This window comes from Streptomyces sp. DH24 (assembly GCF_029813775.1).
Classification (GTDB): domain Bacteria; phylum Actinomycetota; class Actinomycetes; order Streptomycetales; family Streptomycetaceae; genus Streptomyces.
Genome location: NZ_JARVKW010000003.1, coordinates 197,353 through 218,187 on the forward strand (window position 1 = coordinate 197,353; position 20,835 = coordinate 218,187).

General features: G+C 74.0%; 20 protein-coding genes and 1 pseudogene. 14 read left to right on the forward strand and 7 right to left on the reverse strand.

Going from position 1 to position 20,835, the window contains the following annotated elements:
- The first annotated feature begins 247 nt into the window (after positions 1-247).
- Positions 248-934 (forward strand): class I SAM-dependent methyltransferase, encoded by a 687-nt coding sequence (locus QC282_RS03465; protein WP_279547671.1) that lies wholly within the window; start codon positions 248-250, stop codon positions 932-934.
- Between the two features lie 103 nt (positions 935-1,037).
- On the opposite strand, the gene QC282_RS03470 is transcribed toward QC282_RS03465, so the two are convergent.
- Together QC282_RS03470 and QC282_RS03475 are read right to left on the reverse strand one after the other, a co-directional pair.
- A complete protein-coding gene (locus QC282_RS03470; protein ID WP_279547672.1) occupies positions 1,038-1,412 on the reverse strand; it encodes a fic family toxin-antitoxin system, toxin component in 375 nt (124 codons plus the stop codon).
- Positions 1,413-1,416: 4 nt separating this feature from the next.
- Positions 1,417-1,656: a hypothetical protein gene (locus tag QC282_RS03475; protein ID WP_003988727.1), complete on the reverse strand. Its 240-nt coding sequence runs from the start codon at positions 1,654-1,656 to the stop codon at positions 1,417-1,419.
- 156 nt (positions 1,657-1,812) lie between these two features.
- Between QC282_RS03475 and QC282_RS03480 the strand changes: the two genes are divergently transcribed.
- The 8 genes from QC282_RS03480 (at position 1,813) to mug (ending at position 11,523) form a co-directional block, all read left to right on the forward strand.
- The gene (locus QC282_RS03480; protein WP_279547673.1) at positions 1,813-2,637 is read left to right on the forward strand and encodes an ABC transporter ATP-binding protein; all 825 of its coding nucleotides are present in this window, start codon (positions 1,813-1,815) and stop codon (positions 2,635-2,637) included.
- A gap of 4 nt (positions 2,638-2,641) precedes the next feature.
- Complete coding sequence (locus QC282_RS03485; RefSeq protein WP_279547674.1) at positions 2,642-5,209, forward strand: ABC transporter permease; 2,568 nt, start codon at positions 2,642-2,644, stop codon at positions 5,207-5,209.
- Between the two features lie 167 nt (positions 5,210-5,376).
- Positions 5,377-5,802, forward strand: coding sequence for a GNAT family N-acetyltransferase (locus tag QC282_RS03490; protein ID WP_279547675.1), 426 nt, complete (start codon positions 5,377-5,379; stop codon positions 5,800-5,802).
- Positions 5,803-5,973: 171 nt separating this feature from the next.
- Positions 5,974-7,350, forward strand: a complete 1,377-nt coding sequence (locus tag QC282_RS03495; protein ID WP_279547676.1) for a hemolysin family protein — start codon at positions 5,974-5,976, stop codon at positions 7,348-7,350.
- Complete coding sequence (locus tag QC282_RS03500) at positions 7,347-8,360, forward strand: hemolysin family protein (protein ID WP_279547677.1); 1,014 nt, start codon at positions 7,347-7,349, stop codon at positions 8,358-8,360. Before QC282_RS03495 ends, QC282_RS03500 begins: the two co-directional genes overlap by 4 nt.
- A gap of 246 nt (positions 8,361-8,606) precedes the next feature.
- Entirely contained in the window at positions 8,607-9,413 is an 807-nt protein-coding gene (locus tag QC282_RS03505; protein WP_279547678.1) for an SGNH/GDSL hydrolase family protein, read from the forward strand.
- 108 nt (positions 9,414-9,521) lie between these two features.
- Positions 9,522-10,964, forward strand: coding sequence for an adenylosuccinate lyase (gene purB, locus QC282_RS03510; RefSeq protein WP_279547679.1), 1,443 nt, complete (start codon positions 9,522-9,524; stop codon positions 10,962-10,964).
- Between the two features lie 13 nt (positions 10,965-10,977).
- Positions 10,978-11,523 (forward strand): G/U mismatch-specific DNA glycosylase, encoded by a 546-nt coding sequence (gene mug, locus QC282_RS03515; protein ID WP_279547680.1) that lies wholly within the window; start codon positions 10,978-10,980, stop codon positions 11,521-11,523.
- Between the two features lie 4 nt (positions 11,524-11,527).
- On the opposite strand, the gene QC282_RS03520 is transcribed toward mug, so the two are convergent.
- From QC282_RS03520 to QC282_RS03530, 3 genes are read right to left on the reverse strand one after another with little or no spacing between them, the layout of a single operon-like run.
- A complete protein-coding gene (locus QC282_RS03520; RefSeq protein ID WP_279547681.1) occupies positions 11,528-11,971 on the reverse strand; it encodes a hypothetical protein in 444 nt (147 codons plus the stop codon).
- 56 nt (positions 11,972-12,027) lie between these two features.
- Positions 12,028-12,750: an ABC transporter permease gene (locus QC282_RS03525; protein ID WP_279547682.1), complete on the reverse strand. Its 723-nt coding sequence runs from the start codon at positions 12,748-12,750 to the stop codon at positions 12,028-12,030.
- Between the two features lie 2 nt (positions 12,751-12,752).
- Positions 12,753-13,673 (reverse strand): ABC transporter ATP-binding protein, encoded by a 921-nt coding sequence (locus QC282_RS03530; RefSeq protein ID WP_279547683.1) that lies wholly within the window; start codon positions 13,671-13,673, stop codon positions 12,753-12,755.
- A 108-nt stretch (positions 13,674-13,781) separates the two neighbouring features.
- On the opposite strand from QC282_RS03530, the gene QC282_RS03535 reads away from it, so the two are divergent.
- The 3 genes from QC282_RS03535 to QC282_RS03545 all read left to right on the forward strand — a co-directional run bounded on the left by QC282_RS03535 (position 13,782) and on the right by QC282_RS03545 (position 16,870).
- Positions 13,782-14,939, forward strand: a complete 1,158-nt coding sequence (locus tag QC282_RS03535) for a sensor histidine kinase (RefSeq protein WP_279547684.1) — start codon at positions 13,782-13,784, stop codon at positions 14,937-14,939.
- Positions 14,940-14,953: 14 nt separating this feature from the next.
- Entirely contained in the window at positions 14,954-15,616 is a 663-nt protein-coding gene (locus QC282_RS03540; RefSeq protein ID WP_279547685.1) for a response regulator transcription factor, read from the forward strand.
- Positions 15,617-15,715: 99 nt separating this feature from the next.
- Positions 15,716-16,870 (forward strand): ROK family transcriptional regulator, encoded by a 1,155-nt coding sequence (locus QC282_RS03545; protein WP_279547686.1) that lies wholly within the window; start codon positions 15,716-15,718, stop codon positions 16,868-16,870.
- Between the two features lie 220 nt (positions 16,871-17,090).
- On the opposite strand, the gene QC282_RS03550 is transcribed toward QC282_RS03545, so the two are convergent.
- Together QC282_RS03550 and QC282_RS03555 are read right to left on the reverse strand one after the other, a co-directional pair.
- Positions 17,091-17,852 carry a GntR family transcriptional regulator gene (locus QC282_RS03550; protein ID WP_279547687.1) on the reverse strand — a complete coding sequence of 254 codons (762 nt, stop codon included), beginning with the start codon at positions 17,850-17,852 and terminating at the stop codon, positions 17,091-17,093.
- A gap of 157 nt (positions 17,853-18,009) precedes the next feature.
- Positions 18,010-18,891, reverse strand: coding sequence for an RNA polymerase sigma-70 factor (locus QC282_RS03555; protein ID WP_279547688.1), 882 nt, complete (start codon positions 18,889-18,891; stop codon positions 18,010-18,012).
- 147 nt (positions 18,892-19,038) lie between these two features.
- On the opposite strand from QC282_RS03555, the gene QC282_RS03560 reads away from it, so the two are divergent.
- Together QC282_RS03560 and QC282_RS03565 are read left to right on the forward strand one after the other, a co-directional pair.
- Entirely contained in the window at positions 19,039-19,881 is an 843-nt protein-coding gene (locus QC282_RS03560) for an alpha/beta fold hydrolase (protein ID WP_279547689.1), read from the forward strand.
- Positions 19,882-20,173: 292 nt separating this feature from the next.
- Positions 20,174-20,660 (forward strand): annotated as a pseudogene (locus QC282_RS03565) (PLP-dependent aminotransferase family protein); the annotation flags it as partial.
- Positions 20,661-20,835: the final 175 nt, after the last annotated feature.

Sequence of the window (20,835 nt, forward strand, 5' to 3'; positions counted from 1 at the left end):
AGTCCCTCGGCGTTGCGGGCCGGAAGCAGTCCCTCGGCGTTGCGGGCCGGAAGCAGCCCTTCGGCGTTGGGCGCCGGAAGCACCCGTCGTTCGGATGCTGACGCGGCCCCGCCGTACAGCCGCCCTCGGGGCCGGCGCCGCGTCCCACGCCCCGTGAGCCCGGTGCGCACCGGTGGGGGTGGCTCGGCCGGGTTCGGGGGGGACAATCGCTCCGAGGCCAGTCGCCAGTGCTGCTAGGGAGGTCCCCATGGCGTTGCGGTCAGGCGGTTCCGGCAGGGGGGCGCGCGATGCCGTCCATCATCCGCTGTTCGCCCGGTACTACGCGCGGGTCAGCGTCACCGCCGAGGCCCGGATGGGGATGGCCGGGGTGCGGCGCAGGCTGCTCGCCGGGCTCTCCGGCCGGGTGATCGAGATCGGCGCGGGCAACGGCCTGAACTTCGCGCACTATCCGGGCACCGTCTCCGAGGTCGTCGCCATCGAACCGGATCGCGTGCTGCGGCAGTTGGCGGTCGAGGCGGCCCTGCGTGCCGAGGTGCCCGTCGACGTGGCGCCGGGCGCGGCGGAGGCGCTGCCCGTCAAGAGCGAGGCGTTCGACGCGGCGGTCGTCTCGCTGGTGCTGTGCAGTGTGCGCGACGTGCCGCGTGCCCTCGCGGAGGTGCGGCGGGTGCTGCGTCCGGGTGGTGTCGTGCGGTTCTTCGAGCACGGCGCGGGCGGCGGCCGGGCGATGACGTTCACGCAGCGCGCGCTGGACCGGACGCTGTGGCCCCGGCTGAACGGCGGCTGCCATCTCTCCCGGGACCCGGTGGGGGCGCTGCGGGAGGCCGGGTTCGAGCTGGGCCCCTACCGGCGGACGATGATGCCGGAGAAGGGCCCGACACTGCCCACGTCGTACTGCGTGCTGGGCACGGCCCGGCGTCCGGGGCCCGACGAGTAGGCGCGCGGACCGGTCAGGTCAGGTCAGGTCCGGCCAGGTCGGGTCAGGTCAGGTCCGGCCAGGTCGGGTCAGGTCAGGTCAGGTCAGGTCAGGTCAGGTCAGGTCACAGGCTCCACTGGCGCAGTTCCTCGGCGATGTCCTGGACGGACGCCTCGCCGCTCTTGACCAGCCGGGCCAGCTCCCGCACCTGCACGGGCGAGGTGACGACCTTCGCGCCGCCGGCGACGAGGTAGGCGTAGGCGACGGCGGAGGCGAACAGCGCGTTGGAACGCTCCAGCGCGGGGACGTGCATCAGCAGTTGGAGCAGCGCGGCGGCACGCGCGTGCGGGGTGTCGTAGACGGGGACGTCGAATATCTCGGCCTCGTGGCGTGCGACGGCGGCGACGAGGGCTCCCCAGTCGGTGATCTGCGGGTCCCCCGGTGTCTTCTGTTCGGCGAGCATCAGCAGCCAGGCGAGGTCGATTCTCAGATTGCTCAACGGTTCAGTGGCGACCTTCGCGCGTGCCTTCACGGTCCGGGCCGAACTCCTCGGCGAACACGGACTCGTACTGCTTCATGAAGTCGGCGGCGGCCTCCACGAAGGTGTGGCCGACCTCGCCGGTGTCCTGTCTGACCAGCTCCTCGATGTAGCGGTTGACGCTCATCCCGCGGGCCAGGGCGCGTTCGCGGGCGGCGCGGGCGGTGCCCTCGTCCACTCGTACGTTCAGCTGGGTCTTCGCCATACCTCGAAGCTAGCGCCAAATCGCTAGCACGGGCAAGGGCTCCCGGCGCCCGCGTGCCCCGCGGACGATTATCAGCCGTGTCTTGGGTCACACTGGGCTCGGGGCCCCGGCACGGCGCCGGTCGCCCGGGCACGAGGAGCCACCGAGGAGGCAGCCTTGTCCACACCCGCCGCACAGCACGCGCCCGGCCGCGCGTCGCCCGACGGGACCGCCGCCCGCGCCCGCGGCCTGACCAAGGCGTACGGCTCGGGCGAGACGACGGTGCTCGCCCTGGACGCGGTCGACGTGGACATCACGCGCGGCCGGTTCACCGCCGTGATGGGTCCGTCGGGCTCCGGGAAGTCCACGCTGATGCACTGTCTGGCGGGGCTCGACACGGTCTCGGCCGGTCAGGTGTGGCTCGGCGACACGGAGATCACCGGTCTGAAGGAGCGGGAGCTGACGCGGCTGCGCCGGGACCGGATCGGCTTCATGTTCCAGTCGTTCAACCTCATTCCGACGCTGAACGCGCTGGAGAACATCACGCTGCCCATGGACATCGCGGGCCGGAAGCCCGACGAGAAGTGGCTCGACCAGGTCATCGACACGCTCGGGCTGCGCGACCGGCTGCGGCACCGGCCCGCCCAGCTGTCCGGCGGTCAGCAGCAGCGTGTGGCCTGCGCGCGGGCGCTGGCCTCCCGGCCCGAGCTGATCTTCGCGGACGAGCCGACCGGCAACCTCGACTCGCGGGCCGGCCTTGAGGTGCTCGGTTTCCTGCGGAACGCCGTCGACGATCTCGGCCAGACGGTCGTGATGGTCACCCACGACCCCGGGGCCGCCGCCCACTCCGACCTGGTGCTCTTCCTGGGGGACGGCCGGATCGTGGACGAGATGGCCCGGCCGACGGCGGAGGCCGTGCTGGAGCGGATGAAGCGGTTCGACGTGGTCCGCGGCCGGGTCGAGGGCGGTGGTCCGGCCGACGCCGTCTCCCGGGGGGACTGACGACGTGCTGAAGGCGACGCTCCGGAGTTTCCTCGCGCACAAGGGGCGGCTGCTGCTGTCCGCGCTGGCCGTCGTGCTGTCCGTGGCGTTCGTCGCGGGCAGCCTGATCTTCTCCGACACCGTCACGCGTACCTTCGACCGGCTGTTCGCGTCCACGTCCGCCGACGTGACGGTGGAGCCGAAGGAAGGGCTGAAGGCCTCCCGGTCGGCCGGCGCCGTACAGACCCTGCCCGCCTCGCTCGCCGGACGGATCGCCCGGGTCGACGGGGCCGGGGCGACCCATCTGGACGTGGACGTCGAGTACGTGACGGTCGTCGACGAGCGCAACGATCCGGTGGGGTCGACCACCGGCGCCCCCACCATCGCCACGAACTGGTACGTCACCGACCGCAGCCCGGTCGCACTGACCTCGGGCCGTGCCCCGCGCGGCGACGGCGAGGCCCTGCTCGACGCCGACACCGCCGCGAAGAAGCACCTGGAGATCGGCGACCCCCTGACCGTGCTGGCCCCACCGGGGTCCTTCAGGGTGCGGATCGTCGGCATCGCCACGTTCACCACCACGAACCCCGGCGCCTCCCTCGTCTTCCTCGACCGGCGGACCGCGCAGACCCGGCTGCTCGGGTCCGCCGACCGGGCCACGGGCGTCTCCGTGGACGCGGCCCCCGGCGTGAGCGACGCCGAACTCGCGCGCCGGATCACGGCGGAGCTGGGCGCGGGCCGCTACGAGGTGCGCACCGCGGACGAACAGGCCGAGTCGGCCACGGACGAGCTCGGCACGTTCCTCGACGTGATCAAGTACGTGATGGTGGGCTTCGCCGGGATCGCCGTGCTGGTCGGCGTCTTCCTGATCGTCAACACGTTCTCGATGCTGATCGCCCAGCGGACCCGGGAGCTGGGGCTGCTCAGGGCGCTCGGCGCCGACCGGCGGCAGGTGCGGCGGTCGGTGCTCACCGAGGCTGTGCTGCTGGGCCTGGTCGGCTCCACGCTGGGCCTGGCGGCCGGCATCGGGCTCGCGGCGGGGCTGATCCGGCTGATGAGTGCGTTCGGCATGAACCTGAAGACCACGGAGATGGTCGTCGGCTGGGTCACCCCGGTGACGGCGTACGTCGTCGGGGTCGGTGTGACCTTCGTGGCGGCGTACCTTCCGGCGCGGCGGGCGGCCGGGGTGTCGCCGATGGCGGCGCTGGCGGACGCCGAGGTCGCCGGGGTGGGCCGGCCGCTCAGGGCGCGCGCGGTGGTGGGCGGCGTCGTCGGGGTGCTCGGCGCGGTGGCTCTCGTGGGCTGCGTGGCGGCGACGCGGACGGCTTCGGCGGCCTGGCTGCTGGGGCTCGGTGTCGTCCTCACGCTGGTCGCGACCGTGATCGCGGGGCCGTTGCTGGTGCGGCCGGTGATCCGCGTGCTGGGCGGTGCCTTCCCGGCCGTGTTCGGGCCGGTGGGCCGGATGAGCCAGCGCAACGCGCTGCGCAACCCGCGCCGCACGGGCGCCACGGCGGCGGCCCTGATGGTGGGTCTGGCGCTGGTCGGCGGGATGTCGGTGGCGAGTGCCTCGATGTCGGAGTCCTTCGACCAGCAGATCGACAAGACGCTGGGCGCCGACTTCGTCGTCCAGAACAGCAACTTCAGGCCGTTCTCGCCGGAGATCACCGCCGAGGTCCGCGCCACGGAGGGCGTCGGCCAGGTCGTCAGACAGCGCTTCGCGCCGCTGGCGGTACGGCTGCCGGACGGCGAGCGGATCGAGACCACCGCCGCGGGCTACGACGACGGTGTCGACGACGTGGCCCACGTGGCGTACGCGAGCGGGGACACGGCGGCGGCGCTGGCGGACGGGGCGCTCGCCATGGACGTCGGCTTCGCGCGGGAGCACGGCGTGCGGGTGGGCAGCGTGCTACCGGTCGAGTTCCCGGCAGGGCGGCGCACCGAGCTGACCGTGCGGGCCCTCACCGACCAGGACGCCGCCGAGGGCTTCGGCGTGCGGGGCGGGCTGTTCTTCGGCATCGCGACCGCCGAGACGTACGTGCCGGGCGGGCAGGAGGCGGCGCTGTACGTCAACGCGGCCCCCGGCACCGGCGCGGACGCGCTGCGCGACCGGCTGGAGCGGACGCTCGCCCCGTATCCGCAGGTGCAGGTCCGGGACCAGGCCGACTACAAGGAGCTGGTGCACGACCAGATCTCCGTCCTGCTGTACCTCGTGTACGCGCTGCTCGGGCTGGCGATCGGCATCGCGGTGCTCGGCGTGGTGAACACCCTGGCGCTGTCGGTGGTGGAGCGCACCCGCGAGATCGGGCTGCTGCGGGCCATCGGGCTGGCCCGGCGTCAGTTGCGCCGGATGATCCGCCTGGAGTCGGTGGTGATCGCGGTGTTCGGCGCGGTCCTGGGGCTCGGTCTGGGTCTGGTGTGGGGCGTGTGCACACAGCAGGTGCTGGCGCTGCAGGGCATGCGGGCGCTGGCGATCCCCTGGGGCACGATCGTGGCGGTCGTGATCGGCTCGGCGGTGGTGGGCGTCGTGGCGGCGCTGCTGCCCGCGCTGCGGGCCTCCCGCATGAACGTGCTGGCGGCCATCGCGCACGAGTGATCCACCCGCGACGGCCTCAGGTGACCGACTGCCAGGGGGATCTCGCGCCGACCGTTTCGGAGCCGGGCGCGAGGCGTTCGCGCCGGTGACCGGGCGACCGCGGGTGCCTGGGCGTCCGGATGCCGGAATGCCCGGTCGCGGCGGGACGTGCGTGGTGTGATCGCCGCATGACCGCACCGCGTATCCGGGCCGCCGGGCCCGAGGACCTCGACACCGTGCTGGCCTTCTGGAAGACGGCCGCCGAGGGCACGAGCATCAGCGACGACCGGGACGGCGTGGAACGCCTGGTCGCCCGCGACCCGCAGGCGCTGATCCTGGCGGAGCTCGACGGCGACCTGGTGGGCACGGTGATCGCCGGCTTCGACGGCTGGCGCTGCCATCTGTACCGGCTGGCGGTGCACCCCGGCCGCCGGCGGCAGGGCATCGCGTCGGCCCTGCTGGCCGCCGCCGAGGAACGCTTCGTTCGGCTCGGCGGTCGCCGCGCGGACGCGATGGTCCTCACCCGCAACGAGACCGCGCACCATGCCTGGCGGGCGGCCGGGTACACGCCCGAGGAGAAGTGGCGGCGCTGGGTGAAGCCCCTCACCGAGTAGGCGACGGTCGGCCCGCCCGCCGGACTTTGCCCGTCCTTTACCCTTGGACGGCCACGACGACCACTCGGTCCTCCATGAAAGGTGTGAGCGTCCGCCCATGGGCGAGCCTCCCAGTACGCGACATCGCGCGAACCACCCCCGCCTGCCCGATCATGGGACGGAGGTGACCCGATGACCGAAGTGCTCCTGCTCCTGGTGGCGATCCTGCTGTCGCTGGCCTGCGGCGCGTTCGTCGCGGCCGAGTTCTCGCTCACCACCGTCGAGCGCGGCGACCTGGAAGCGGCGGCCGAGCGCGGCGAACGCGGCGCCCCGGGCGCCCTGAAGGCCGTACGGAACCTGACCTTCCAGCTCTCCGGCGCGCAGCTCGGCATCACGGTCACCAATCTGGTGGTCGGCATGCTCGCCGAGCCGTCCATCGCCGCGCTCATCGCCGGCCCGCTGGAGGATCTGGGCGTCTCGCGGTCCACGGCGTCCTCGCTGGCGCTGGTCATCGGTACGGCCCTGTCGACGGTGTTCCTGATGGTCGTCGGCGAGCTGGTGCCGAAGAACTGGGCGATCTCCTCGCCGCTGGTCGTCGCCAAGCGGGTGGGCAGCGCGCAGCGCTGGTTCAGCGCCGCCTTCCGGCCCTTCATCACGCACCTCAACAACACCGCGAACCGCGTGGTGCGCCGCCTGGGCGTGGAGCCCGCCGAGGAACTGGCCTCCGCGCGCTCACCGCAGGAACTCGCGGCGCTCGCCCGGCACTCCGCCAGGAAGGGCGCCCTGGAGGCCGACACCGCCGAGCTGTTCGTGCGGACCCTGAACCTCGCCGACCTGACCGCGGAGAACGTCATGACCCCGCGCGTGCAGGTCGTCGCCCTGGAGGCGCAGGCCTCCTGCGAGGACGTGGCGAACGCGACGCGGGCCACCGGCCTGTCCCGGTTCCCGGTCTACCGCGGCAGCCTCGACGCGGTCGTGGGCACCGCCCACATCAAGGACGTCCTGACGGTGCCCGCGGAACGCCGCCCGCGCGTGCCGGTCTCCGACCTGATGCGCGAACCGCTCCTGGTGCCCGAGTCGCTGACCGTCGACCGGCTCCTGGACCGGCTGTCGGGCAGGCGCACGATGGCCGTCGTCATCGACGAGTACGGCGGCACGGCCGGCGTGGCCACGCTGGAGGACATCGTCGAGGAGGTCGTCGGCGAGGTGCGGGACGAGCACGACCCGCACGAGACCCCCGACATCGCCGCGGCCGGCACCGACGAGGACGGGCACGCCCTGTACTCGGCGGACGGCGCGGCCCGCGTCGACCACCTGGTCCAGGTCGGCATGCGCCCGCCGGAGGGCCCGTACGAGACCCTGGCCGGTCTGGTCGCGACCGAGCTCGGCCGCATCCCCGCCGTGGGCGACACCCTGGACGTCGCCCGCTGGCGGCTGACGGTCCTGGACGCCACGGGACGCCGGGCGGCCCGCGTGCTGATGCGCGCGCCGCTCGCCGACGAGACGGGTCCGCCTCACCGGGCGCGCCGGACACGCGTGACGCACGAGAAGGGGGCGGACGGACGATGACCGTCGTACAGCTGCTGATCGGTCTCGCGACCCTGGTCCTGAACGCCTTCTTCGTCGGCGCCGAGTTCGCCCTGATCTCCGTGCGCCGCAGCCAGATCGAGCCGTACGCCGAGGAGGGCGACCGGCGCGCGAAGAGCGTGCTGTGGGGGCTGGAGCACGTGTCCGCGCTGATGGCCGCCGCCCAGCTCGGCATCACGCTGTGCACCCTGGTCCTCGGTATCGTCGCGGAGCCGGCCATCGAGCACCTGCTGGAACCGGTGTTCCACGCGACGGGCGTGCCGTCCGGCGCGGGCCACGCGGCGTCCTTCGTGATCGCGCTGGCCCTGGCGACGTACCTGCACATGCTGCTGGGCGAGATGGTGCCGAAGAACATCGCGCTCGCGGAGCCGGTGCACAGCGCGCTGCTGCTCGGTCCGCCGCTGGTGGCGCTGTCCCGGGCGCTGCGGCCGGTGATCTTCACCATCAACGCGTTCGCCAACGCGCTGCTCACGCTGCTGCGGGTGGACGTCAAGGAGGAGGTCGCGGCGACGTTCTCGGACGACGAGCTGGCCCGGATCGTGCGGGACTCCGGCGAGGCGGGCCTCATCGACGACCGCGCCCGGGAGCGGCTGCACGACGCCCTGGAGCTGGGCCGCCGTCCGGTCCGGGACGTGGTGCTGCCACTGGAACGCGTCGTCTACGCGCGCGTGGGCGTCACGCCCGAGCAGTTGGAGGCGCTGTCGGCGCAGTCGGGCTTCTCCCGCTTCCCGATCGTGGACGAGGGGCGCCGGATCGTCGGCTACCTGCACGTGAAGGACGCGCTGGACGCCTCGCCGCGGGACGTGCCGTTCGGGCTGCGGGACATGCGGCCCATCGCGCGCGTACGGGAGAGCACGCCGCTGGACGACGTGCTGACGGCGATGCGCCGCAGCCGTACGCATCTGGCGGCCGTGCTCGGCGCCGACCGGCGGCTGGCGGGTCTGGTGACCATGGAGGACGTGCTGCAGGAGCTGTTCGGGCAGCGGACCTGAGAGGGCCGGGGCAGCGAGCCTCGTTGCCGCGCCCCGCCCAGCCCAGCCCCGCGCATGCGGGCTCGCGGGGCGGGCACGGGCGGGTGGCGCCGCGCCCCGTGCGGACGCGGGGACCCGTGCGGACGGGGGGACCCTGCCAACGAGGGGGGACCCCTGCGGACGCGGGGACCCGTTGCGGACAGGGGGACCCGTGCGGACAGGGGGACCGACCGCTGGGTATGTGCACGCGCTACGCTTTCTGTCGCCATGCAGACGAACCCCACCCACACCAGCCTGGTCGCGGTCGGCGACTCCTTCACCGAGGGTATGTCGGACCTCCTGCCGGACGGCTCCTACCGGGGCTGGGCCGATCTCCTCGCCGCCCGGATGGCCGCCCGCACGCCCGGCTTCCGGTACGCCAACCTCGCCGTGCGCGGCAAGCTCATCCAGCAGATCGTCGACGAGCAGGTCAAGGTGGCGGCGGCCATGCGGGCCGACGTGGTCACGCTGGTCGGCGGGCTGAACGACACGCTGCGCCCCAAGTGCGACATGGGCCGGGTGCGCGATCTGCTGACCGAGGCGGTGGAGCGGCTGGCGCCGAACTGCAAGCAGCTGGTGCTGATGCGCAGCCCGGGCCGGCAGGGTCCCGTCCTGGAGCGGTTCCGGCCGCGCATGGAGGCGCTGTTCGCCTGCGTCGACGACCTCGCCGCCCGGCACGGAGCGCTGGTCGTCGACCTGTACGGGGCGCCCTCGCTGGCCGACCCGCGACTGTGGGACGTGGACCGGCTGCACCTGACGGCGGAGGGCCACCGCCGGGTCGCCGAGGCCGTGTGGCAGAGCCTCGGGTACGAGCCGGAGGACCCCGAGTGGCACGCGCCGATGGCGCTGACGCCGCCGCCGGGCTGGGCCGCACGGCGCGTCGCGGACGTCCGGTTCGCCCGCCGGCACCTGCTGCCATGGATCGGCCGCCGCCTGACGGGCCGCTCCTCCGGCGACGGCCGCCCGCCCAAGCGCCCCGCACTGCTGCCGCTGGAGGGGCCCGAACTGCTGCGGTTCGACGGGCCGTCGGCGTAGGCACGCGCGTGCCCACGGGTCCGGCGGGCGCGGCGGCCGGCTCTCGTAGGTTTCCACGAACCGACCCGTGGCGCCGACCTGCACGAATCGCCAGTAGAATCCGTACACGTGACTTCTGCTCCCGCCAAGCCCCGCATCCCGAACGTCCTCGCCGGACGCTACGCCTCGGCCGAGCTCGCCACGCTCTGGTCGCCCGAGCAGAAGGTGAAGCTGGAGCGCCGGCTCTGGCTCGCCGTGCTGCGTGCCCAGCAGGACCTCGGCATCGACGTGCCGGACGAGGCGCTCGCCGCCTACGAACGGGTCCTCGACCAGGTCGACCTGGCCTCCATCGCGGAGCGCGAGAAGGTCACGCGGCACGACGTGAAGGCGCGCATCGAGGAGTTCAACGCCCTCGCCGGGCACGAGCACGTGCACAAGGGCATGACCTCCCGCGACCTGACGGAGAACGTCGAGCAACTCCAGGTCCGCCTGTCGCTGGAGCTGATGCGCGACCGGACCGTGGCCGTGCTGGCCCGGCTGGGCAAGCTGGCCGGCGAGTACGGCGAGCTGGTCATGGCCGGCCGCTCGCACAACGTCGCCGCGCAGGCCACCACCCTCGGCAAGCGTTTCGCCACCGCCGCCGACGAGCTGCTCGTGGCGTACGGCCGCGTCGAGGAACTGCTCGGCCGCTACCCGCTGCGCGGCATCAAGGGCCCGGTCGGCACCGCCCAGGACATGCTCGACCTGCTCGGCGGCGACGCGGGCAAGCTCGCCGAGCTGGAGCAGCGCATCGCCGGTCACCTGGGCTTCTCGCAGGCGTTCACCTCGGTCGGCCAGGTCTACCCGCGCTCGCTGGACTACGAGGTGGTGACCGCGCTGGTGCAGCTGGCGGCGGCCCCCTCGTCGCTGGCGAAGACGATCCGGCTGATGGCCGGGCACGAGCTGGTCACCGAGGGCTTCAAGCCGGGCCAGGTCGGCTCCTCGGCGATGCCGCACAAGATGAACACCCGCTCCTGCGAGCGCGTCAACGGCCTGATGGTGATCCTGCGCGGCTACGCGTCGATGACCGGCGAGCTGGCGGGCGACCAGTGGAACGAGGGCGACGTGTCCTGTTCGGTGGTGCGCCGGGTCGCGCTGCCGGACGCGTTCTTCGCGTTGGACGGTCTGCTGGAGACGTTCCTGACGGTGCTCGACGAGTTCGGCGCGTTCCCGGCGGTCGTGGCCCGGGAGCTGGACCGCTACCTGCCGTTCCTCGCCACCACCAAGGTGCTGATGGGCGCGGTGCGCGCGGGCGTCGGCCGTGAGGTCGCGCACGAGGCGATCAAGGAGAACGCGGTCGCGACCGCCCTCGCCATGCGCGAACGGGGCGCCGAGCGCAACGACCTGCTCGACAAGCTCGCCGCCGACGAGCGCATCCCGCTGGACCGGGTCGGCCTGGAGGCGCTGATGGCCGACAAGCTGTCCTTCACGGGCGCCGCGGGCGACCAGGTGGCCGCCGTCGTCGGCCGCGTCGAGGAGATCGTCAAGCAGCACCCGGAGGCCGCCGGCTACACGCCCGGCGCGATCCTCTGACCCGTCACCCGGCATGCCGCGCTTCACCGCCGCCGAGCTGGAGGCCGCCCGCGACCGTCTCGTACCGGACGTCGTCGCGGACGGCCTGCGCGTGCTGTTCTGCGGCATCAACCCGGGCCTGATGACCGCGGCGACGGGTCACCACTTCGCCCGGCCCGGCAACCGGTTCTGGCCGGTGCTGCACCTGTCCGGGTTCACCCCGCGGCTGCTGAAGCCCTCGGAGCAGGGCGAGTTGCTGTCGTACGGGCTCGGCATCACGAACGTCGTCGCGCGGGCCACCGCGCGGGCGGACGAGCTGACCGCCGAGGAGTACCGGGAGGGCGGGCGGCTGCTGGCCCTGAAGGTGGCGCGGCTGCGGCCGCGGTGGCTGGCGGTGGTCGGTGTGACGGCCTACCGGGCGGCGTTCGACGACCGGAAGGCGCAGGTCGGGCCGCAGGAGCGGACCATCGGGGACACGCGTGTGTGGGTGCTGCCCAACCCCAGTGGGCTGAACGCGCACTGGACGGCCGCGACGATGGCCGAGGAGTTCGCGAGGCTCAGGGCCGCCGCCGAGGCGTAGCGGGTCAGGGCGGGTCGACGTCCGTGACGACGGCCAGGAGCTGGAACGGCAGTTCCCTGTCCCACTGGGAGACGCCGAGGGCCATCCAGCGGTCCCGGTCCGGTATGCGCCACAGGTGCAGGTCCGGCACATGGCAGCTCAGGGTGCCCCAGGGCTCGGGTATGTCCTCGCCGCTCTGGGAGCGCTCGAACACGCCGGCCAGGCCGACGAGGTGGGGCGCGCCCCAGCGCGCGGTCAGCCGCTCGCTCAGGCCGTCCCGGTAGGCGTCGAACTGCTCCTCGGTCCGCTCCCACTCGGCCGGGCCGCGCTCCCAGAAGTCGCCGCTCGTCGTCAACTCGGCCACGGTGTAGCCGGGTCCGCGGGATGCGCATCCCGGTCCGCCGTGCTCCGCGGGGAGGTCCCCGGAGCACAGCAGCTCGATCCTGGCGAGGGCCCGCGCGATGTCCATGTGATCCAGTAAACCCGCCGCCACTGACAATTGGCGTCCCGTCAGGCGCCGCCCTGTCAGGCGTCCCGGCGGCGCACGCTCCACGCCCCGGCCAGCAGCGCCCCGGTCGTCCACAGCGCGGTCACCGCGAGCCCCGTCCACGGGCCGAGGGCGGCGTCGTACGTCTCCCGCATGACGACCTGTCCGGCCCGGTCGGGCAGGAAGTCGGCGGCCGTGCCCGCCGCGTCGCCGATCACGAACGACACGACGACGACCAGCGGGATCAGCAGGGACAGCGCGGCCAGGCCGCTGCGCAGCAGCGCGGTGAGGCCGGCGGCGAACAGGGCCATCAGCATCAGGTAGACGCCGCAGCCGACGACCCCGCGCGCCTGTTCGCCCGGGGTGAGACCGTCGGCGGCGGAGCCGAGCCCGGCGCGGCCCACGAGGAGCGCGGCGAGGGCGGTGACCAGCCCCACGGCGAGTGCGGGGAGGGCGACGGCCACCGCCTTGGCCGCGAACCACCGGCCACGGCGCGGCACGGCGGAGAGCGACAGCCTCAGCCCGCCGGGGAACTCCGAGGACACCGCCATGGCGCCGAAGGCGATCGCGGCGATCTGGCCGGGCAGCACCCCGGACAGCGCCGTGAACAGCGGGTCGGAGTCCGGTTCGGAGGAGTCCGAGGACGCGGCGAGCGCGGAGAACGTCGTGGTCGCGGCGAACAGTGCCAGCAAAGTGCCCGGCAGCGCGCGCAGGGTACGGATCTTCAGCCACTCGGCGTGGAGCACGGGCGCGAACGCCATGGTCAGGCCTCCTGCGGCGGTGCGGTGAACTCGGTCTCGGTCGCGGTCAGACCGAGATAGGCCTGCTCCAACGTGGCCTCCTCGGAGGCCAGTTCCAGGACGGGCACGCCCGCGGCGGAGACGAGCCGGCCGATGTCGTCCACGCGCGCGTCGTGCACGGTCCAGTGCCCGTCCTCGTGCCGCACGGCGTCGTGCCCGTGTTCGGTGAGGAGGCCGCTCAGCGCGGTGGTGTCCGTCGTGCGGATGCGGACGCGGGGCCGCACGCGCGCGTGGATGAACTCCCGCATCGGGGTGTCGGCCAGCAGGCGGCCCCGGCCCAGGACGACGAGGTGGTCGGCGAAGGACGCGGTCTCGTTCATCAGATGGCTGGAGACCAGTACGGTGCGGCCCTCCCCCGCGAGGCGGCGCAGCAACCCGCGGATCCAGACGATGCCTTCGGGATCGAGTCCGTTGGACGGCTCGTCGAGCATGACCACTTCGGGGTCGCCCAGCAGGGCGGCGGCGATGCCCAGCCGCTGCCGCATGCCCAGGGAGTAGGTCTTGACCCGGCGGTGCGCCACCGGGGCGATACCGGTCTCCTCCAGCACCTCCTCGACCCGCCGACGCGGGATGCGGTTGCTCGCGGCGAGCACGCGCAGGTGGTCGCGGCCGGTGCGGGAGCCGTGGGCGGCCTGTGCGTCGAGCAACGCGCCGACGTGGCGCAGGGGTTCGCCGAGCGCGGGGTAGGGGCGCCCGCCGATCGTGGCGGTTCCCGAGGTCGGCCGGTCGAGGCCGAGGACGAGCCGCATGGTGGTGGACTTTCCGGCGCCGTTGGGGCCGAGGAAGCCGGTGACGCGGCCGGGCGGGACGCGGAAGGTGAGGTGGTCCACGGCCCGGCGGGTGCCGTACTCCTTGGTGAGGTCCTGGACGTCGATGCTGGTCATGGCCTCAGCCTGGCCGCCGGGGCGGGTCCTGGGCCTCCCCCGCCGGTGGGGATCGCCTCCCCCGCGCGGGGGAGGTCCGGTGTCGGTGCCGGCTGGCACGATGACGGAATGGTCCGCCTGCTGCGGCCCCTGCTCCGGGGGGCCACCTACACACGCCTGCTGCACCTGTGGGTGCCGGTGCTGGCGGTCTCCGTGTGGATGTTCATCGACATGTCGACCCCGTGGGTGCCCGCGCTCGTGCTGGTCCCGGTCGGGCTGATCCCGGCCGTGCGGCTCGGCGAGGGCGTGCAGGCGCGGCTGCTGCTGACGCCCGGCGCGTCCGACCCGGGTATCGCGGCGGCAGCGGCGGCGACCTGGCGGGACCGCGCCCGGACCGTGCTGTGGCTGGAGACCCGGATGGCGCTCGGCGCCGTGACGGCCCTGGTGACGGTCTGGCTGCCCTCCCTGTCCTACGAGTTGGCCGTCGCCGCCGCCGGGAGCGCCGGGCGGGACATCCCCGTGCTGCGCGACCTCGCCCCGCACTGGGCGTACGCGCTGCTGGTGCCGCTGCCGCTCGTCCTGCTGTACGCGGCGGTCGTCGCGCTGGGCGAACTCGTCACGTTTCTGGCACGCGTGCTGCTCGGCCCCTCGGCGGCGGAGCGGCTGGCCGCCCTGGAGGAGCGCACCGACCAGCTCCTCGAACGCACCCGCATCGCCCGTGAGCTGCACGATTCCATCGGGCACGCCCTGACGGTGGCCGTCGTGCAGGCGGGGGCCGCGCGGGCGGCCGGCAGCGCGGAGTTCACGGAGCGTGCGCTGACCGCGATCGAGGAGACCGGCCGGACCGCGCTGGAGGACCTGGAGCGGGTGCTCGGCGTGCTGCGCGAGGCGGACCGGCCGGTGAGCGCGCGGCCCACGCTGACGGACGCCGACCGGCTGCTGGAGTCCGCGCGCCGCTCCGGGGCGAAGGTGGACGCGGAGGTGACCGGCCCGCTCGACCGGGTGCCCGGCCCGGTCTCCCGCGAGGGCTACCGCATCCTCCAGGAGGCCCTGACGAACGTGCTGCGGCACTCCGGGGCGGTCCCCGCGCGGGTACGGATCGGCGTCGCGGACGAGCTGCTCGCGCTGGAGGTCCGCAATGCCCTCGGCGCCGCCGATGCCCCGAACGCGGGCCGTGGCAGCGGGCTGCGCGGCATCCACGAGCGCGCGGCGCTGCTCGGCGGGCACGCGTGGACCGGTCCTGACGCCGGCGACTGGCAGGTCCGGGTGGAACTGCCACTGCGTTGATCTACGCTGACCGGATGCCGGTCACCGTCCTCCTCGTCGACGACGAACCCCTCGTCCGCGCGGGCCTGCGGGCCGTGCTGGAGGCGCAGTCCGACATCGAGGTCGTCGGGGAGGCGGCCGACGGGGCTGCGGTCGTCCCGCTGGTGCGCCAACTGCGGCCCGACGTGGTCGCGATGGACGTCCGTATGCCGCTCATGGACGGCATCGAGGCCACCCGGGCGCTGCTGCGGACGGTGGACGCGCCGCCGCGGATCCTGGTGGTGACGACGTTCGAGAACGACGAGTACGTGTACGAGGCGCTGCGGGCGGGCGCGGACGGGTTCCTGCTGAAGCGGGCGCGGCCCGCCGAGATCGTGCACGCGGTGCGGCTGATCGCCGAGGGCGATTCGCTGCTGTTCCCCGCCTCGGTGCGGCGACTCGCCGCCGAGTACGGCGACGGCGGCGGGAACCGGGCCGCCCGGGCGGTCCTGGCACGGGCCCGGCTGACCGAGCGGGAGGCCGAGGTGCTGCGGCTGATGGCACGCGGCCTGTCGAACGCGGAGATCGCGGCGCGCCTGGTCGTCGGGACGGAGACGGTGAAGTCGCACGTGAGCGCGGTGCTGGCGAAGCTGGCGGCGCGGGACCGCACCCAGGCGGTGATCACGGCGTACGAGTCGGGGTTCGTGGCCCCCGGCTGACTCGGGCGCGGGGCGGGGCGGCGGGGTGCCCCCGGTCGCCGGGGTGCCCGGTGCCGAGTACGATCCGGCCAACATGCGCACGAGCTGGGAGGACGGACGGTGGGGCGGCTGACCGGCGGGGATCCCTCGCTGTTGCGGAGGATCAATTCCGCGGTGGTGCTGCACGCGCTGCGTGCCACGGACTGCGCGACACTGACCGAGATCACCCGGGTGACGGGTCTGTCCCGGCCGACCGTCGAGGGCGTCGTCGAAGGGCTGATCGAGGCCGGGCTCGTCGTGGAGAAGGCGGCCGAGGAGGGCGCCGCCCGCAAGCAGGGGCGGCCGGCCCGCCGGTTCAGGTTCCGGGCCGAGGCCGGGCACCTGCTGGGGCTGGAGATCGGCCCGCACCGGGTCGCCGCGCTCCTCGCCGACCTGGACGGGCGCGTCATCGGCGCCCAGGCCAAGACCGTCGGCGAGACCGATTCCGCCGACGAGCGCCTGGAACGGCTGCGCACCGCCGTCGCCGAACTGCTGCGCCGGGCCGGTGTGGCACGCGGGTCGCTGCGGGCCGTGGGGGTGGCGACGCCGGGGATCGTGGAGGCGGACGGCACGGTGCGGCTGAGTACGGCGCTGCCCGAGTGGACGGGGCTGCGGCTGGGCGAGCGGCTGAGCCGGTCGTTCAAGTGCCCGGTGCTGGTGGAGAACGACGCCAACGCCGCCGCGGTCGCCGAGCACTGGAAGGGGTCGGCGACCGAGTCCGACGACGTGGTGTTCGTGCTGGCCGGGCTGAGCCCGGGCGCCGGTTCACTGATCGGCGGGCGGCTGCACCGGGGGTACGGCGGGGCCGCCGGTGAGATCGGCGCGCTGCACCTGCTGGGGCGCGAGGCGACGCCGGAGACGCTGCTGTCGACCACGGACGAGCCGCTGCACCCGCTGGACGAGCAGGCCGTCGCCGAGGTGTTCACGCAGGCCCGGCAGGGCGACCAGCGGGCCCGTGCGGCGGTCGACCGTTTCCTCCAGCGTCTCGTGCACGACGTGGCGGCGCTGGTGCTGGCGCTCGACCCCGAACTGGTCGTCGTCGGCGGCTGGGCGGCCGGCCTGGACGGTGTGCTGGAGCCGTTGCGGCGGGAGTTGGCGCGGTATTGCCTGCGGCCGCCGAAGGTGGCGTTGTCCCTGCTCGGGGAGGCCGCGGTGGCCACGGGGGCGTTGCGGCTCGCGCTGGATCACGTGGAGGAGCAGTTGTTCGCGGTGGAGGGGACCGTCACGGGGCGGTGACCTGTGAGGGCGGGGTGAGGGGGCGTCGGCGTGTCCGGGACTGCGGGACGCCCGGCGCTGCGCCGGCGGCGGGGTGGGTCGCGCGGCCCGGCGCCACCGGGTTGCCGCCCGCGCCCCCTCCCCAGGCTCTCGACTGCCCCCATCGCCCCGGCGGCCCGCGAATCGCGCTGTCGCGCCGCTCCCGGCCGCACCGGCGACTGTCCGCGGACGCGTCCCGCCCTCAGGACGCCCGGCGCTGCGGGCCCTCGTGGATCTGCACTCCGCCCGTCTCGCCGAACGTGAGGCGGCAGGTGTCGGCGCGGTACGTCGCGACGGACACGGCGGCGACGCGGTCCGCCGTGAAGTAGCGCGTCGTGACGACGAGGACCGGGGCGCCGGGGAGCCGGTCGAGTTCCTTGGCGTCGTCCGCGCGGGCCGAGCCGAGCTCGACGGCGTTCTCCTGGCGCTCCAGGTCCAGCCGCTGCAGTTCGCGCAGGACGGCACGCGCGCGTGCGGGACCGGACGGTGCGTCGATGGCGGTCAGGTCGGGCACGGACGCCGCCGGGATGTACAGCAGTTCGGCGGCGACCGGCTGGCCGTGCGACGTGCGGGAGCGGCGCACGGTGTGCACGGCCTCGCCCCGGCCGGTGCCGAGGATGCCGGCGACGACGGCGGGCGGCGCGCTCAGGTCGGAGTCGACGGGCTGCCAGGCGTCGCCGGCCGCGCCGGGCCAGGCGTGCTGCTCGGTGCCGACCGACACGCCCACGCGGGGCGGCGCCACGGTCGTACCGACGCCGCGGCGGCGCTGGAGGCGGCCTTCCAGTTCGAGTTGCTCCAAAGCCTGGCGGAGTGTGGCGCGGGCGACGCCGAAGCGGGCGGCGAGGTCGCGCTCGTTCGGCAGGATCTCACCCACCGTGAACTCCGAGTCCAGCGCCTCACTGAGCACGGTCTTGAGGTGCCAGTACTTCGGCTCCGGCACCGATTCCAGCTGCGTGGTCCCCACCCTGTCCTCCGCGATCGCCCTGGCTCGGCGGCGTTTCAGCGCCCTTGTTTATTAAAGGTTGTTTCACTTATCTGCGACCATAGGGCGGCCCTCACCCTTGGTCAAGACCAATCGGCCCATCGCCGGGCTCGCGTGGGAACGCGGGGCGGGGCGTGCGCTAGGCGGTCAGGGAGCGCAGTTTGTCCGGGTTGCGGATGACGTAGACGGTCTGGACGCGCCCGTCGGCGACCTCCACCTGGAAGACGGCGTCGGGTTCGCCGCCGGACAGGATGAGGACCGCGGGGCCGCCGTTGAGCTCCAGGAAGCGGTAGGTCAGGTCGGGTTGGGCCTTGCGGGCCGCCCCGGCGAGGAAGCGGCCGACCTTGTCCGCGCTCTCCACGACGCGCAGCGGCGCCCTGGCCTTGCCGCCGCTGTCGCCGACGAGGCGGGCGTCGGGCGCGAGCATCGACATGAGGCCTTCGAGGTCGCCGTCGGCCGCCGCGGCGAGGAACCGCTCGGTGAGGTCGCGGCGCTGTTCGGGGTCGACCTCGTAGCGCGGCCGGCGTTCCTCGACGTGTCTGCGGGCCCGCCCGGCGAGCTGGCGCACGGCCGCCTCACCGCGGTCGAGCATGGCGGCGATCTCGCTGTGCGGGTAGCCGAACGCCTCCCTGAGGACGAACACGGCGCGCTCCAGCGGTGACAGCGACTCCAGGACGACGAGCAGGGCGAGGGAGACGGAGTCGGCGAGCACGGCCCGTTCCTCGGCGTCCGGGACGGTGTCGGCGTAGCGGGTGGCGTAGGGCTCGGGCAGCCAGGGGCCGACGTAGGTCTCGCCGCTCGCCTTGATCCGGCGGAGCCGGTCGACGGCCAGGTGCGTGGTGACGCGCACCAGGTAGCCGCGCGGCTCGCGCACCGCGGAACGGTCCGTGCCCGACCAGCGCAGCCAGGCCTCCTGGACGACGTCCTCGGCGTCGGCCACGCGCCCCAGCATGCGGTAGGCGACGCCCATGAGGACGGGGCGGTGCTCTTCGAAGACGTCGGTCGCGATGTCCGTGCTCACCGCCCCATCCCAGCCCACGCGCGGGACGGAGTCCAGGACGTCCCGCCGCGCGCCGCGAGCCGGTCGACTCCGGGGACTACCCGCCGGTAACAGTTGCTGACAGTCTGTCCCACAACGTTCGCACCGTCGAGTCCGACGAGGAGCAGCATGTCCGCAACCGTCTCCGTCACGATCCCCACGCCTCGCGGCCCGGAGCCCCTGACCGTCTCCTACCGGCGGGTGGGAACCGGTGAGCCGCTGCTCCTGCTGCACGGCATAGGTCACCACCGGCAGGCGTGGGACCCGGTCATACCCGTGCTCGCGGCCGAGCGCGACGTGATCGCCGTGGACCTGCCGGGCTGCGGAGGGTCGTCGGCGCTGCCGGCCAGCCTGGCCCACGACCTGCCGACGATGAGCGCCGTGCTGGGCGCCCTGTGCGAGGCGCTGGAGATCGAACGGCCGCACGTGGCCGGCAATTCGCTGGGCGGCCTGCTGGCCCTGGAACTCGCCCGCGCCGAGCGCGTGCGGTCCGTCACGGCACTGTCCCCGGCCGGCTTCTGGACGGGGGCCGAGCGCCGTTACGCCTTCGGGGTCCTGAAGGCGATGCGGCACAGCGCGCGCCGGACACCCCTGCCGGTGGTCCGGCGACTGGCGCGTTCGGCGGCCGGCCGCGCGGTGCTGACGAGCACGATCTACGCCCGTCCGGGCCGCCGTTCACCCGAGGCGGTGGTCGCCGAGACGCTCGCGCTGGCCCGCGCCGAGGGGTTCGACGAGATCCTGCGCAGCGGTCGGGAGGTGCGGTTCACCGAGGACGTGACCGGTGTCCCGGTCACCGTGGCGTGGGGCAGCAGGGACCGCCTCCTGGTGCCCCGGCAGGGCGTGCGGGCCAAGTACGTGATGCCGCGGGCGCGGCTCGTGCGGCTGCCCGGCTGCGGTCACGTCCCCATGAACGACGATCCGGCCCTGGTCGCACGGGTCGTCCTCGACGGCAGCCGCTCACCGAAACCGTGAGCCGCGCGGGGTGAGGCGGGACAGGTCGACGGCGTACGGTGCGCCGACTCGGCGTCGGTGCGCTGGACAGGTTCTTGGCGTCCACGGGCGCTCCAGGACCGCGTACGGTCGCTGTGGTCTTCCCATCGTGGTGACGGATTCACGGGTGGGGCCCCTAAGGGGCGGTGGGTCGCCTTCATGACGTCGGCGCCGAACGAGCCGGGCGGCCCTGGCCGTTCCGGTTCCTGGACGGCCGCGTGGGAGCCGCTGCCGCCGCCGCGTCGGCACCGGCACGCGCGCGTGGCCGTGCCTTTCGGGCTCGGTCAGCAAGTCGCCGGCACCGGGGCTGCGGCTCGGCCGACTGCTGGTGCCCGAGCCGCCGGCCGACGAGGTGGTGGCGCGCGAGCGGACGACGGATCTCGGCCATCCGACGCTCGACCAGGCGCTGTTCGCCCGGTTCGTGGAGCACGGGGCCACGACCGTCAGCTGCGCCGCTGCGGGCGTGCCTACCGCGCGCGGTGCGACGCGCTCGTGGCGGCGCTGGAGGAGCACTTCCCCGGTGCGGAGGTGTCCGGGATCGCGGCAGGCCTGCACCTGCCGTGACGCTGCCGCGGCGGTACGGGCCCGAGGGACGGCTCCTCACGCGCGTGACCGGGGCCGGGGTGGCCGTACGGTCGCTGTCGCACTCCACGCACGCGCGTGCCGGCGACGAGGAGCCGGCCGGTGTCCGCCCGGTCCGCGGGTACGCGCATGGGCCCCCGGAGCGGTTCCGGGCGGGCGTGCGGCTGATGGCGCGGGCCGCGACGCGGTGGCCCGGGGGCGGCCGGCGTGGGCTCGTCGCGTGCGCGGCGGTGTCCGTTCCGTACCGGTTCCCTTCCGGGTGCGGCCGGTTGTTCACTTGGGGTTTGCGTGTGCGCTGCGGCGCACCAGTAGGTGTGGCACTGCACACTGGCCGGATCACGTCCCTGGAGGCGC